12 protein-coding genes and 1 pseudogene are annotated in these 12,736 nt (G+C 71.9%); 4 read left to right on the top strand and 9 right to left on the bottom strand.

Going from position 1 to position 12,736, the window contains the following annotated elements:
* Positions 1–54: 54 nt before the first annotated feature.
* The 7 genes from glcF to AX018_RS00560 form a co-directional block, all read right to left on the bottom strand.
* The gene (gene glcF, locus AX018_RS00530; RefSeq protein WP_111875306.1) at positions 55–1,314 is read right to left on the bottom strand and encodes a glycolate oxidase subunit GlcF; all 1,260 of its coding nucleotides are present in this window, start codon (positions 1,312–1,314) and stop codon (positions 55–57) included.
* Between the two features lie 39 nt (positions 1,315–1,353).
* Positions 1,354–2,127, bottom strand: a complete 774-nt coding sequence (locus tag AX018_RS00535; protein ID WP_111875307.1) for a YoaK family protein — start codon at positions 2,125–2,127, stop codon at positions 1,354–1,356.
* A gap of 13 nt (positions 2,128–2,140) precedes the next feature.
* Entirely contained in the window at positions 2,141–3,280 is a 1,140-nt protein-coding gene (gene glcE, locus AX018_RS00540; RefSeq protein WP_111875308.1) for a glycolate oxidase subunit GlcE, read from the bottom strand.
* A 158-nt stretch (positions 3,281–3,438) separates the two neighbouring features.
* Complete coding sequence (locus tag AX018_RS00545) at positions 3,439–4,422, bottom strand: SMP-30/gluconolactonase/LRE family protein (protein ID WP_245951374.1); 984 nt, start codon at positions 4,420–4,422, stop codon at positions 3,439–3,441.
* A gap of 202 nt (positions 4,423–4,624) precedes the next feature.
* The gene (amt, locus tag AX018_RS00550) at positions 4,625–6,064 is read right to left on the bottom strand and encodes an ammonium transporter (protein ID WP_111875310.1); all 1,440 of its coding nucleotides are present in this window, start codon (positions 6,062–6,064) and stop codon (positions 4,625–4,627) included.
* A 52-nt stretch (positions 6,065–6,116) separates the two neighbouring features.
* The gene (glnK, locus tag AX018_RS00555; RefSeq protein WP_111875311.1) at positions 6,117–6,455 is read right to left on the bottom strand and encodes a P-II family nitrogen regulator; all 339 of its coding nucleotides are present in this window, start codon (positions 6,453–6,455) and stop codon (positions 6,117–6,119) included.
* Between the two features lie 50 nt (positions 6,456–6,505).
* On the bottom strand, positions 6,506–7,231 hold the full coding sequence (locus tag AX018_RS00560) for a TorF family putative porin (protein WP_111875312.1): 726 nt from the start codon (positions 7,229–7,231) through the stop codon (positions 6,506–6,508).
* 232 nt (positions 7,232–7,463) lie between these two features.
* Here AX018_RS00560 and AX018_RS26070 point away from each other — a divergent pair.
* From AX018_RS26070 to AX018_RS25105, 3 genes and pseudogenes are all read left to right on the top strand, one after another.
* A pseudogene (locus AX018_RS26070) lies at positions 7,464–7,571 on the top strand (ATP-binding protein); the annotation flags it as partial.
* Between the two features lie 439 nt (positions 7,572–8,010).
* The gene (locus AX018_RS00570; RefSeq protein ID WP_111875314.1) at positions 8,011–9,573 is read left to right on the top strand and encodes a YifB family Mg chelatase-like AAA ATPase; all 1,563 of its coding nucleotides are present in this window, start codon (positions 8,011–8,013) and stop codon (positions 9,571–9,573) included.
* Positions 9,574–9,937: 364 nt separating this feature from the next.
* Positions 9,938–10,111, top strand: coding sequence for a hypothetical protein (locus AX018_RS25105; RefSeq protein ID WP_170146148.1), 174 nt, complete (start codon positions 9,938–9,940; stop codon positions 10,109–10,111).
* A 59-nt stretch (positions 10,112–10,170) separates the two neighbouring features.
* Here the strand turns inward: AX018_RS25105 and AX018_RS00575 are convergent, their stop codons facing one another.
* Positions 10,171–10,962, bottom strand: coding sequence for an SDR family NAD(P)-dependent oxidoreductase (locus AX018_RS00575; RefSeq protein WP_111875315.1), 792 nt, complete (start codon positions 10,960–10,962; stop codon positions 10,171–10,173).
* 106 nt (positions 10,963–11,068) lie between these two features.
* On the opposite strand from AX018_RS00575, the gene AX018_RS00580 reads away from it, so the two are divergent.
* Positions 11,069–12,049 (top strand): LysR family transcriptional regulator, encoded by a 981-nt coding sequence (locus tag AX018_RS00580; RefSeq protein WP_111875316.1) that lies wholly within the window; start codon positions 11,069–11,071, stop codon positions 12,047–12,049.
* Here AX018_RS00580 and AX018_RS00585 read toward each other — a convergent pair.
* On the bottom strand, positions 12,018–12,695 hold the full coding sequence (locus AX018_RS00585) for a hypothetical protein (protein WP_146749177.1): 678 nt from the start codon (positions 12,693–12,695) through the stop codon (positions 12,018–12,020). The two genes, AX018_RS00580 and AX018_RS00585, sit on opposite strands and share 32 nt — an antisense overlap.
* Positions 12,696–12,736: the final 41 nt, after the last annotated feature.

The raw sequence follows: 12,736 nt of genomic DNA on the forward strand, positions 1-12,736 counted from the left end.
AGAAACCCTTAAGGGAAAACCCAGCCAGGGCACGGCCCGCCCGGGTGCGCCGCGTCAGCCCGCGCCGGGCCGCAGCGCCTCGTCGAGCACCTCGATCCAGTGGCGTACGGGCGTGGCCGTGCCGCCCTGCAGGTGGGTGATGCAGCCGATGTTGGCCGAGAGGATGGCGGCGGGCGCCTCCTCCGCGCAGGCCTCGCCGAGCGCGCCGAGCTTGCGGTCGCGCAGTTGCCCCGCGATCTCCGGCTGCAGCAGCGAGTAGGTGCCGGCCGAGCCGCAGCACAGGTGCGATTCGGTGCGCGCCACGCGCAGGCGAAAGCCCAGGCGCGCCAGGTGCGCCTCGACGCCGCCGCGCAGTTTCTGCCCGTGCTGCAGGGTGCAGGGCGGGTGGTAGGCCAGCAGCGCCTTGGGCGGATCGACGCGGCCCGCGAGGCGCTCGGCCAGCGCCGGCAGCATGTCGGGCAGCAGCTCGGAGAGGTCGCGCGCCAGGGCGCTCACGCGCGCGGCGCGCCCGGCGTAGGCGGGGTCGTCCTGCAGCAGGTGGCCATAGTCCTTCACCGTGACGCCGCAGCCCGAGGCGTTGACCACGATGGCCTCCACGCCGCCCTCCTCCACGTGCGGCCACCAGGCGTCGATGTTGGCGCGCATCTGCGCGCGGCCGCCCTCCTGGTCGTTGAGGTGGAACTTCACCGCGCCGCAGCAGCCCTCGCCCGCCGCGATCACGGTCTGGATGCCGGCCGCGTCGAGCACGCGCGCCGTGGCGCGGTTCACGTTGGGCAGCATGGCCGGCTGCACGCAGCCCGCGAGCATCAGCACCTTGCGCGCGTGCGTGCGCACCGGCCAGGCGCCGGCCTCCTGCGGGCGCGGCACCTTGGCGCGCAGCGCGGCGGGCAGCAGGCCGCGCACGGCCTGCCCGGCCTTGAGCGCGGGCGCGAACAGCGGCGAAGGCACGCCCTCCTTCAGCGCCCAGCGCCGCGCGCGCTCGGGCAGCGGGCGGCGCACTTTCTTCTCGACGATGTGCCGGCCGATGTCCACGAGGCGGCCGTACTGCACGCCGCTCGGGCAGGTGGTCTCGCAGTTGCGGCAGGTGAGGCAGCGGTCCAGGTGCAGCTGCGTCTTGCGCGTGGGTGTCTCGCCTTCGAGCACCTGCTTGATGAGGTAGATGCGGCCGCGCGGGCCGTCCAGCTCGTCGCCCAGCAGCTGGTAGGTGGGGCAGGTGGCGGTGCAAAAGCCGCAGTGCACGCATTTGCGCAGGATGGCCTCGGCCTCGCGGCCCTCGGGGGTGCCTTGGAATTCGGGGGCGAGCTGGGTTTGCATGGCGGTGTCTCGTGGGTTGCGTGGGGAGGCCCGCGGGCCTCAGCCGGGGCGCCGGCGCCGCGCGCGCCACAGCGCCGCGAGCCGCTCGAAATCCGCCGCCAGCGGCGGCAGCGAGAGCCCCAGCAGGATCGCCGCGAGCGGCACCACCCAGATGAAGCCCACGTGCTTGAAGCCCGCCGCGCCCACGATGCCGCCGGCCGTGAACATGCCCAGCAGGCTCGCGAACAGCACGAGCCGCTGGCGATTGGCATGCACGTGCGCCTCGGGCGGCGTGCCGCGCCGGTTCCAGTAGAGCATCTTGCCCATCTCGATGCCCAGGTCGGTCGCCACGCCGGTCATGTGCGTGGTGCGGATCTGGGCCGACGACATCTTGGTGACCACGGCGTTCTGCAGCCCCATGAGGAAGGCCAGCAGCAGCACGGTGAGCGGCACCGAGAACGGCGTGGGCCAGCCCAGCGTGATCGCGCCCATGAGCCCGAAGAGCAGCAGCAGCACCGCCTCCAGCAGCAGCGGCAGCGCGAAGCCGCTGCGCAGCCGCTGCTGGCGCGCCCAGTTGACCAGGATGGCCGTGCTGCCCGCGCCCGACATGAAGGCCCAGAGCGTGCCCACCGCGCCCAGCACCAGCGCCATGTTGCCCAGCACGAGGTTGTCGGCCACGGTGGAGAGGAAGCCCGTCATGTGCGAGGTGTACGAGTGCACCACCAGAAAGCCCCCCGCGTTCACCGCGCCCGCGTTGAAGGCCAGCAGCAGGCCCAGCAGCCGGTTGGTGGCCGGCGTGCGGTGCCGCCCCGTGAGATGCCACAGCAGGCGCATGTCCTCGGACCTCCTAGTTCAACGGCAGCCGGCCGGGGTTGAAGATGCCGGCCGGATCGAAGGCCTCGCGCAGCCGGGCGTGGAGCCGGTCCAGGGCGGCCTGCGGGGCGGATTGAGGGTCTTTTGCGCTCCATGTCGCCGTATCTTCTGCATCTTTCGCTATGAAAAGCGTAGCACTTCCACCCGCGGCGCGGGCCGCCTCGCGCAGGGCCGGGCCGAGCGCGGCCGGGGCCTGCACCCAGCGCAGCCCGCCGTGCCATTCGACGAGCGGCGCGGGCGTGCCGGCGGGCAGCGCCAGCGCGGGCGCTGCGGGCGGCACCGACAGCCGCCAGAGCGCGTGGCCGGCGGGCCGGCCGGCGAACCACGGCAGGGCCTGATCGCGGCAGGCGGCCCACTGCGCGCGGGCCTCCTCGGGCGCCTGCCGCTCGCCGCCCAGCGTGCGGCAGGCGGCCTCCACCGCCGCGGCGGCGCCGCGCAGGCGCAGGTGCAGCGTGCCGCCCGCCGCCCCGGGCGCGGCGGCCGCGGCAGATGCCTCCCAGCGGCTGGCATTGAGCGGCAGCGGCTGCCCGCCCCAGGCCTGCAGGCGGCGCAGCGCCTCGGCCTGCGGCAACTCGAAGCGCAGCGTGGCCTCGGCGGGCGGCACGGGCAGCACCTTGAGGCTCGCCTCGGTGACCAGCCCGAGCGTGCCCCAGGCCCCCACCATGAGGCGCGAGACGTCGTAGCCCGCCACGTTCTTCATCACCTGGCCGCCGAAGCGCAGGCACTCGGCGCGGCCGTTGACGATCTCCACGCCCAGCACGAAATCGCGCACCGCGCCGGCACTGGCCCGCGCCGGCCCCGAGAGCCCGGCGGCGACCATGCCGCCCACGGTGGCGCCCTCGCCGAAGTGCGGCGGCTCGAACGGCAGGCACTGGCCCTGCCGCGCGAGCAGCGCCTCCAGCTCCGCGAGCGGGGTGCCGGCGCGCATGGTGACCACCAGCTCGCTGGGCTCGTAGTCCACCACGCCCGCCAGCGCGCGCGTGTCGAGCACCTCGCCCGCGAGCGGCGCGCCGCCGTGGAAATCCTTGGTGCCGCCCCCCCGGATGCGCAGGGGCCGGCGTTCGCTGGCGCTGTCGCGCACGCGCTCGATGATCTGGCGAAGAGCGGAGTCCATGGTGGAGGATCGTAGCGGCAGGCCCCGCGCGGCCCGGCGCGCCGGGCCGTGAATTTTTTGAACGGGGCGCGTGAGCGGCCCGGGGACGGCCGCCGATGCCCTGCCTGCGGGCTTGCCATCGAAGGGGGAACGCGCCGCAGCAGGGCGGCGAAGCCGCGTCAGTCCAGCCCCGCCGGCAGCGCGGATTCCTCATACCACGCCACGGGCAGCCCGGGGGCCGGGGCCGGCCGGCCGGCGCGCAGCAGCAGGCCCGTCCAGGGCAGGCGCGCGATCTCCGCGGCGGAGCGCCCCTTGCGCGCCGAGGTGGCGAACAGCTCGCGGCCGCCCGCGCCGCCCAGGCAGGGCATGGTGGGGCACTGCGCGGGCACGGGCACCTCGGCCGCGATCTCGCCCGAGGGCGCCAGCCGCAGCAGCCGCGCGCCCTCGTACATGGCGCACCAGTAGTGGCCCTCGGCGTCCACCACGGCGCCGTCGGGCCGGCCCAGGTAGCCGGACTGGCCGGACTGCCAGTGCGGCGGCTTCGGGGCGAAGGAATGGAACACCCGCGGCTCGCCCCGGGGCTCGCCGTGGGCGTCGCAGTCCCAGGCGCGCACGGTGTGGGCGGGCGTATCGGCCCAGTAGAGCCGCAGGCCGTCCGGCGACCACGCGAGGCCGTTGGCCGTCATCACGCCGTCCAGCATGCGGCGCACCACGGGCGTGCTCGCGCTGCCCCGGCCGTCGATGCAGTAGAGCGCGCCCACCGCCTCGCGCGGCTGGCCGGGGGCCGGCTCGTGCAGCGTGCCCACCCAGAAGCGGCCCAGCGCATCGCACTTGCCGTCGTTGGCGCGCTGCGTGGCGGGGTCGTAGGGCAGCGTGGCGACGGGCACCAGCGTGCCGCCCCACTCGCGCGCGCGGTAGATGCCGTCCCGCAAGGCGATCACCAGGCCGCTGGCCGCGCCGGCGGTGCGCGCGGGGGCGATGCAGCCGGGCTCGCCGGGCATGGCCCAGTATTCGACGCGGCCGGTGTCAGGCTCCCAGCGCGCGAGCGCGCGGCCGGCGATGTCCACCCAGTAGAGGCGCGTCTCCAGCGGGTGCCAGAAGGGCGATTCGCCGAGCTGGTCGGGCTCCAGGCTGCCCGCGTGCCAGTCCATGTCGAGATGCATGCGGTGGTCTCTCCCCGTGCGGCCCCGAGGCGCGACCGCCGCGCCTGCCTGAGGAGCCAGCGCCGATTATTCGGCCACGCCGCGACAGGGGCAAAAAAAAGCCCGCCTTGCGGGCGGGCCGAATGTCCAGAGGAGTCACTCGATCGTCGTCATCGATCCGGGCGGAGCCACCAGCCGCCGCCCGGTCCGATCCGTTCCGCTTTCAGCGGTTGTAGGCCGTCTCGCCGTGCGAGGTGATGTCCAGTCCCTCGCGCTCGGCTTCCTCGCTCACGCGCAGGCCCACGAGCAGGTCGGCGATCTTGTAGGCGATGAAGGCCACCACGCCGGACCACACCAGGGTGACGCCCACGCTCTTGATCTGGATCCACACCTGGGCGCCCATGGAGAACGTGTCGGGCGTCAGGCCGCCCGTGCCGCCCAGGCCCTGCGAGGCGAACACGCCGGTCAGGATGGCGCCGATGATGCCGCCCACGCCGTGCACGCCGAACACGTCGAACGCGTCGTCCGCGCCCAGCATCTTCTTGAGGCCACCCACGCCCCAGAGGCAGACCACGCCGGCGATCAGGCCCAGCACGATGGCGCCCATCGGGCCCACGAAGCCGGCGGCCGGCGTGACGGCCACGAGGCCGGCCACGGCACCGGAGGCGGCGCCCAGCATGGAGGCCTTGCCCTTGTGCAGCGATTCACCGGCCAGCCAGCTCAGCGTGGCGGCACCCGTGGCGAGCACGGTGTTCACGAAGGCCAGGCCCGCGGCGCCGTTGGCGGCACCGGCCGAGCCGGCGTTGAAGCCGAACCAGCCCACCCACAGCAGCGAGGCGCCCACCATGGTCAGCGTCAGGCTGTGGGGCGTGAGGGCTTCCTTGCCGAAGCCGATGCGCTTGCCCACCATGTAGGCGCCCACGAGGCCGGCGATACCGGCGTTGATGTGCACCACGGTGCCGCCCGCGAAGTCGAGCGCGCCATCCTTGCCCAGCAGGCCGCCGCCCCAGACCATGTGGGCCATCGGGATGTAGCTGAAGGTGAACCACAGCACCGAGAAGATCAGCACGGCCGAGAACTTGATGCGCTCGGCGAACGAGCCCACGATCAGCGCCACGGTGATGGCCGCGAACGTGGCCTGGAACGACACGAACACGTATTCGGGGATCGTCGGCAGCAGCGCGGACAGCGTGTCCGGCGCGATGCCCTTGAGGAAGATCTTGTCGAAGCCGCCGAAGAACGTGCCCTCGCCGCCGAAGGCCAGGCTGTAGCCATAGATGGCCCACAGCACCGAGATCAGCGAGAAGATCACGAACACCTGCACCAGCACCGACAGCATGTTCTTGGAGCGGGCGAGGCCGCCGTAGAAGAGCGCCAGGCCCGGGATGGTCATCAGGATCACGAGCAGCGTGGAGGTCAGCATCCACGCGGTGTCGCCGGAATCGAGCTTCGGAGCCGGCGCGGCGGCGGCGGGCTCGGAGGCAGCGGCGGCGGCCGGTGCGGCCACGGCGGGAGCGGCCGGGGCCGGAGCTGCGGCGGGCGCGGCCTCGGGCGCCGAAGCGACGGCGGCGGCGGGTTCGGAGGCGGCCGGGGCCTGCGCCAGCGCGGCGCCGCCGGCCAGCAGACCCATCCCCAGCAGGAAGGAAGCAAGCAGTTTTTTCATGGTGTTTCTCTTGGAATGCGTTGATCCATCGGGCTGCGCGAAACGGCGCGCGTCAGAGGGCTTCCTTGCCGGTTTCGCCGGTGCGGATGCGAACGACCTGCTCCAGGTGGCAGACGAAGATCTTGCCGTCGCCGATCTTGCCGGTGCGGGCGGCGCCCTCGATGGCCTCGATGACGCGCTCCACGAGGTCATCGGCCACGGCGGCCTCGATCTTCACCTTCGGAAGGAAGTCCACCACGTACTCCGCGCCCCGATAGAGCTCGGTGTGGCCCTTCTGGCGGCCGAAGCCCTTGACCTCGGTCACCGTGATGCCCTGCACGCCGATGTCCGAGAGGGCTTCGCGCACCTCGTCGAGCTTGAAGGGTTTGATGATGGCTGTCACCATTTTCATGTTCGGATCTCCGTAGTGGGCACCGTCGGCGCCCGTTGTGCATTGTGATTTCAGAGGGTTTTCGTGAGCGTGACAATCAGTCGGTTCTTGTTGACCGGGCCGAAGAAGTCCTTCTTGTTGGCGCCCGTCACCGCCGCCGAGAGCGAGAGGCCGGAGCCGAAGTCATAGGCGCCGCCCACGCTGTAGTCCACGTAGTTGGGCACGCCCAGGTCCTTGATGTCGCTGGCGAAGCGCGTGAAGCCCACCGACGCCTTGAGCGTGGTGTTGGGCGCCACCTCCTGCGCGTACGCGAGGTTCAGGTAGCCGGTGTTGCGGCCGCGGTTGCCCGAGGTCTTGGCGCCCGCCCAGCCGAAATAGTCCTTGGAGATGGTGTGCGAGTACTTGGCCGTCAGCGGGCCGTAGGTGGCGGCGCCGTACAGCTCGGTGGTGTTGCCGGTGGTGTTGCCGGGATAGACGTAGGTCAGCGCGCCCACGTCCAGATCCATGCCGCCGGCCTTGAATTTGTAGCCGCCGTAGAAGTCCATCTCGATGGAGTTGCCGCGCAGCCAGTCCACGCTGGAGTTCCAGTTGCCCAGGTAGAAGCCGCTGTCGCCGAAGCTGTAGTCGAGGCCGCCCTGGATGGCGGGCTTGACGGCCTTCACCTTGCTGGCGTCCTGGTCCTGGCCGCGGAACTTGTAGTTGGTGGTCAGGCTCACGTTGCCGGTGAGTTGGGCGCCGGCCCAGAGGGGCGTGGCGGCCAGGATGGCGATGCTCAGGGACTTCAAGGCACGGTTCATGGGTTTTCCTCCGGAAGAAACCAACGATGGCGGGTGTGTTTGCCCTAGCGCAAAGCATGGACCGTGCCATGCGCCCGAAGCACGCTCCGAATGGGTGCGCGGAGTACGGTCCCCATCCGCCAATCGTTACAACGCTGACCGATTTGCAGCATGATGCACCTCATTGGTGCAATTCATCCGACCCGCACGGCACGGGCATCGGGGGCGCACCCAGTTGGGGAGGTATCGGGTCATGGGTCTTGCATTGGTGCAGAGCCGCGCGCTCCTGGGGCTGCAGGCGCCGGCCGCCGCGGTAGAGGCATGTCTGGCCAACGGCCCGCCGGATCTCCCCCGGGTGGGGCGGCCGCGACAGGGTTCCACCCGCCATCCGTCCACCACCCGCGCACAGCCAACCGATTCGCCTGTCCGCCGGGCTGTTCATGCCGCCTTGGTTCATTTGCCATGGATGTTCGCGCGACACGAACATCGCAGGCAAATGAACAAAACCCGCGTGACGGGGCGGGCCCTGCGCGCCGCAGGACCTGTCCTGGGGACAGCGTCAAGGCACCGCAGGTCCATGCACGTTGGTGCCCGCGCGATCGGCAAGCCGGGCCGCCATGGTCAACCCGTGCGATCGGAGGCTCCTGCCGGAAACGATGGCGCGGAGCGGCGCCTGGAGGCTTTCATTTCCAGCCATCACAATGGGTTCCTGGGCCGTGCCACGCAATGACGCGTGGCGGCACTGGAATCGAAAGTGCGCGCCGCAACGGTAGCGCACACCCGCGGAGGGAGGGTATTTCATGAGTCTTGCATTGGTGCAGAGCCGCGCGCTCCTGGGGCTGCAGGCCCCCGCCGTCACGGTGGAGGTGCATCTGGCCAACGGCCTGCCCAGCTTCACGCTGGTGGGCCTGGCGGAGGTGGAGGTGAAGGAGGCGCGCGAGCGCGTGCGCTCGGCGCTGCTGAACGCGGGGCTCGACTTTCCCCACAACAAGAAGATCACCGTCAACCTCGCGCCCGCCGACCTGCCCAAGGATTCCGGCCGGTTCGACCTGCCCATCGCGCTGGGCATCCTCGCGGCCAGCGGCCAGATCGACGCGGCGCGCCTGGCGGGCCATGAATTCGCGGGCGAGCTGTCGCTCTCGGGCGGGCTGCGGCCCGTGCGCGGCGCGCTCGCCACCAGCCTCGCGCTGCGCGCGGCCGGCGAGACCGCGCGCATGGTGCTGCCGCCGGGCAGCGCCGAAGAGGCCGCGCTGGTGCCCGGCACCGAGGTCTACCGCGCCCGGCACCTGCTGGACGTGGTGGCCCGCTTCCTGCCGCCGCAAGCCCCGGAGGGCGATGCCCCGGGCCCCGGTGAAGCGGCCCCGGACGGCGACGGCTGGTGTCGCGTACACGCCGCGCCGCCGGCCGCGGCCGCGCCCGCCGACGACCTCGCGGACGTGAAGGGCCAGGCGGCCGCCAAGCGCGCGCTGGAGATCGCTGCCGCCGGCGGCCACGGGCTGCTGATGGTGGGCCCGCCGGGCTCGGGCAAGTCCATGCTGGCGCACCGCTTCGCGGGGCTGCTGCCCGCGATGTCGGTGGACGAGGCGCTGGAGAGCGCGGCCGTGGCCAGCCTGGCCGGGCGCTTCACGCCGGCGGGCTGGGCGGTGCGGCCGACGGCCGCGCCGCACCACACCTGCAGCGCCGTGGCGCTGGTGGGCGGCGGCACGCCGCCCCGGCCGGGCGAGATCTCGCTGGCGCACCACGGCGTGCTGTTCCTCGACGAATTCCCCGAGTACGCGCGCAGCGCGCTGGAGGCCCTGCGCGAGCCGCTGGAGACCGGCCGCATCACCATCGCCCGGGCCGCGCGCCGCGCGGACTTCCCCGCGCGCTTCCAGCTCGTGGCGGCGATGAACCCCTGCCCCTGCGGCTACCTGGGCTCGCACCAGCGCGCCTGCCGCTGCACGCCCGACCAGGTCGGCCGCTACCAGGCCAAGCTGAGCGGGCCGCTGCTCGACCGCATCGACCTGCACGTGGAAGTGCCCGCCCTGCCGGCGGACGAACTGCTGGCCACCGCGCCCGGAGAGCCCTCGGCCGCCGTGCGCGACCGCGTGGCGGCGGCCCGCGAACGCGCCCTGGCGCGCCAGGGCAAGCCCAACCAGGCGCTGCAGGGCCGCGAGATCGACACGCACCTGGGCCTCGACGACGCGGCCGCGCGCTTCCTGCAGGCCGCCTCGGCGCGCCTGGGCTGGTCGGCGCGCAGCACCCACCGCGCGCTCAAGGTGGCGCGCACGATCGCCGATATGGCGGGCGAAGACCGCGTGGGCCCCGCCCACGTGGCCGAAGCCGTGCAATACCGCCGCGTGCTGCGCGCGCCGGGCGCCTGAGCTTCTAAGAGCGTGTTTACGATCTTTTCATGGTGCCCGCAAGGCAGCAAACAGCCGCAATCTAGGCGCGCGCCGCAGGCCATGCTGGCGGCCTGGGCAAGGCGTCGCAACGACGAGTGCGGCTGTTTGCTGCCTTGCCCGGAGGGTTGCCCCGCTTTGGGCCCGTCTGCGGCGTTGCAAATGCTCGCCGGGCCACCAGCCCGGCTGCGCTTTGCGCCTTGCAGCCGAGCCCAAAGCGGGGCAACGGGCACCATGAAAAGATCGTAAACACGCTCTAACCGGACGCGACCTGCACGGTCACGCCGGATTCATTCGCGCGCTCCGGGCACGCCCCGCCCGCGTCCCCTTCTCCAGCGCCCCCCCCATGCGAAATCTCCGCGCCGGAGCGCGCATCGAGCAACAGCTCGACCGCCTGGCCGAGAAGGCCGTACGGGCCGACGTGGCGGCGGCGGCGACGACTGGAAAGCGTTCTGACGGTCGGCGGGCCCGCATGCGGGCGGCCGAACCATTCGCTACCAAATCAATAGCAAGCTATTGAGAAAAATCAGCGACATGGGGCCGATTCCATTCGGATCGGTGCTCCCAAGCCCCCGCGCATCACAGGAACATGCCGCCCGACGCCTCGATGCGCTGCGCGTTGATCCAGCGGCTGGCGGGCAGCAGCAGCGAGGCGACCACGCCGCCGATGTCGTCCGGCCGGCCCACGCGCCCGAGCGCCGTCTGGGACGCGATGAAGGCGTTGAGCTGCGCGTTGTCGCGCACCGCGCCGCCGCCGAAGTCGGTTTCGATGGCGCCGGGCGCGACCACGTTCACCGCGATGCCGCGCGGCCCCAGCTCCTTGGCCAGGTAGCGGGTCAGCACCTCCACCGCGCCCTTCATCGCCGCATAGGCCGCATAGCCCGGCAGCGCGAAGCGGGCCAGGCCCGAGGACACGTTCACGATGCGCCCGCCGTCGTTCATGAGCGGCAGCAGCGCCTGGGTGAGGAAGAACACGCCCTTGAAGTGCACGTTCACGAGTTCGTCGAACTGCGCCTCGGTGGTCTCCGCGAACGGGGCGTGCACGCCCATGCCCGCGTTGTTGACGAGGAAGTCGAAGCGCTCGCGCTGCCAGTGCCCCGCGAGCGCGGCGCGCACCGCATCCGCGAAGGCCGCGAAACCGCCGCTGCGGCCCACGTCCAGCGGCAGGGCCACGGCGCGCCGGCCCAGGCCCTCGATGGCGGCCACCACCGCCTGGGCTTCGTCCGCGCGGCTGCGGTAGGTGAGGATCACGTCCATGCCCTGGCCCGCGATCTGCAGCGCCGCATCGCGGCCGAGGCCGCGGCTGCCGCCGGTCACGAGGGCGATGGAGGGGGCCGAGGGGACGGTGGCGGAAGGGGCTGTGACAGTCATGGAATGGGCCTTTCGAGAGGGGGGAACGGAATGGCGCCAGTCTATTGATCCACCGGACGCCGATAAATAGGCAAGAATCGATCTCTTTGTTCAACCGAAAAGAACAATGGACCCCTTCCAACGCATGCAGGTGTTCGCGCGCGTGGCCGAGCTGGCCAGCTTCACCCAGGCCGCGCAGGCGCTGGCGCTGCCCAAGGCGAGCGTCTCGACGGCCGTGCAGTCCCTGGAGACGGAACTGGGCACGCGGCTGCTGCACCGCACCACCCGGCGCGTGCAGCTCACGCAGGATGGGCAGGCCTATTACGAGCGCTGCAAGGACCTGCTGGCGGACGTGGACGAGCTGCAGTCCATGTTCCAGCACGCCGACGGCGCCAGCCTGCGCGGGCGCGTGCGCATCGACATGTCCACCGGCATGGCGCGCAACGTGGTGGTGCCGCACCTGCCCCAATTGCTGGCGCGCCACCCGGCGCTGGAACTGGAACTGAGCAGCACCGAGCGGCGTGTGGACGTGGTGCGCGAGGGCTTCGACTGCGTGCTGCGCACAGGTGCGGTGGTGGACAGCAGCCTCGTCGCGCGCCCGCTGGGCGAGGCGCGGCTGGCCAACTGCGTGAGCCCGGCCTACCTGCGCCGGTACGGCATGCCGGAGTCGCTCGCCGACCTGGCCGGCCACCGGCTGGTGCACTTCGTCAACACGCTGGGCGCGCGCTCCACCGGGTTCGAGGCGCGGGTGGACGGGGCCCTGGTGCTCACGCCGATGCAGGGCGCCGTCACCGTGAACAACGCCGAGGCCTACATCGCCGGTTGCCTGGCGGGGCTGGGCATCATCCAGGTGCCGCGCCTGGGCGTGGTGGACCTGCTCGCGCGCGGCGAACTGGTGGAAGTGCTGCCCGGGCTGGCCGCGCCGGCCATGCCGCTCACGCTGCTGTACGCCAACCGCCGCAACCTGCCGCGGCGCGTGCGCTACGTGATGGACTGGCTCGCGGAGGTGGTGGCCACCCACCTGGGCGCCCGGGAAGCGGCGCAGGGGGCCCCGGCCCCGCCCGGGCGCAGTCCCGTCAAACGTTCTCCCACGGGCGGCCGGGGCTGACGCCATCGATCTCGATGACCGAGGCGCCCGACTCCCGGGCGGGCGATTCTTCCTGGATCTGCCCCGGGGCCGAGGTAACGGACGGACCCGGCAGCGATCCCTCCCCGGGGGCCTGCACGGCCGGGTCGAGCCGCAGGGACGTATCGCCGCGGTAGCTCAGCCGGCTCGACTCGGCCTGCAGCAAATTCTGGAACCGGGCGGAAATCCGCCGCGATTGCTCGGCCTTTTCCTTCTCCTTGTCCTTCGCCTTTTGCTTGATGCTCCTGTGCTCCCTGATCGAATCCTCCTGGTTCAGGGACGATTCAGGAAGCGGTGGAAGCCTCTTCACATCCACCCCGGCCAGCAGGCCGCCGAGATCCCTGACGCCATGCTGGCGCAGTTCATTCAGTTTTTCCAACTCCTTGTTCTGCTCGCGGCGCTTCGCGAAATCGGGACGGATGCATGCGGAAAAGCTGCGGGTCAACCCACGCGCCGTGGCGGCATTCGGCACCAGCGTGCGCAGGGAACCGGCCACGCGCTGCGAAAGCGAGCGCACCATCGCCCTGCTGGAATCGGGCGCGGCGGTGGCCGTGGTGCCGGTCTCCGGGAGGGTGGTCGTCGAGGCGGGGAGGGGTCGGCGCGAGCCCGATCCCGAGATATGGGTCATGGGTAAGAAACTCCTGGAGGGGGCCTCCAGCATGGCGCGCC

Origin of the sequence: Paracidovorax anthurii (assembly GCF_003269065.1) — a bacterium.
Classification (GTDB): Bacteria; Pseudomonadota; Gammaproteobacteria; order Burkholderiales; family Burkholderiaceae_C; genus Paracidovorax; species Paracidovorax anthurii.

Excerpts from the sequence above, each read along its gene's own strand:
- glcF (WP_111875306.1), bottom strand. The coding sequence starts at position 1,314 with ATGCAAACCCAGCTCGCCCCCGAATTCCAAGGCACCCCCGAGGGCCGC.
- AX018_RS00535 (WP_111875307.1), bottom strand. The coding sequence starts at position 2,127 with ATGCGCCTGCTGTGGCATCTCACGGGGCGGCACCGCACGCCGGCCACC.
- glcE (WP_111875308.1), bottom strand. The coding sequence starts at position 3,280 with ATGGACTCCGCTCTTCGCCAGATCATCGAGCGCGTGCGCGACAGCGCC.
- AX018_RS00545 (WP_245951374.1), bottom strand. The coding sequence starts at position 4,422 with ATGCATCTCGACATGGACTGGCACGCGGGCAGCCTGGAGCCCGACCAG.
- amt (WP_111875310.1), bottom strand. The coding sequence starts at position 6,064 with ATGAAAAAACTGCTTGCTTCCTTCCTGCTGGGGATGGGTCTGCTGGCC.
- glnK (WP_111875311.1), bottom strand. The coding sequence starts at position 6,455 with ATGAAAATGGTGACAGCCATCATCAAACCCTTCAAGCTCGACGAGGTG.
- AX018_RS00560 (WP_111875312.1), bottom strand. The coding sequence starts at position 7,231 with ATGAACCGTGCCTTGAAGTCCCTGAGCATCGCCATCCTGGCCGCCACG.
- AX018_RS00570 (WP_111875314.1), top strand. The coding sequence starts at position 8,011 with ATGAGTCTTGCATTGGTGCAGAGCCGCGCGCTCCTGGGGCTGCAGGCC.
- AX018_RS25105 (WP_170146148.1), top strand. The coding sequence starts at position 9,938 with ATGCGAAATCTCCGCGCCGGAGCGCGCATCGAGCAACAGCTCGACCGC.
- AX018_RS00575 (WP_111875315.1), bottom strand. The coding sequence starts at position 10,962 with ATGACTGTCACAGCCCCTTCCGCCACCGTCCCCTCGGCCCCCTCCATC.
- AX018_RS00580 (WP_111875316.1), top strand. The coding sequence starts at position 11,069 with ATGGACCCCTTCCAACGCATGCAGGTGTTCGCGCGCGTGGCCGAGCTG.
- AX018_RS00585 (WP_146749177.1), bottom strand. The coding sequence starts at position 12,695 with ATGACCCATATCTCGGGATCGGGCTCGCGCCGACCCCTCCCCGCCTCG.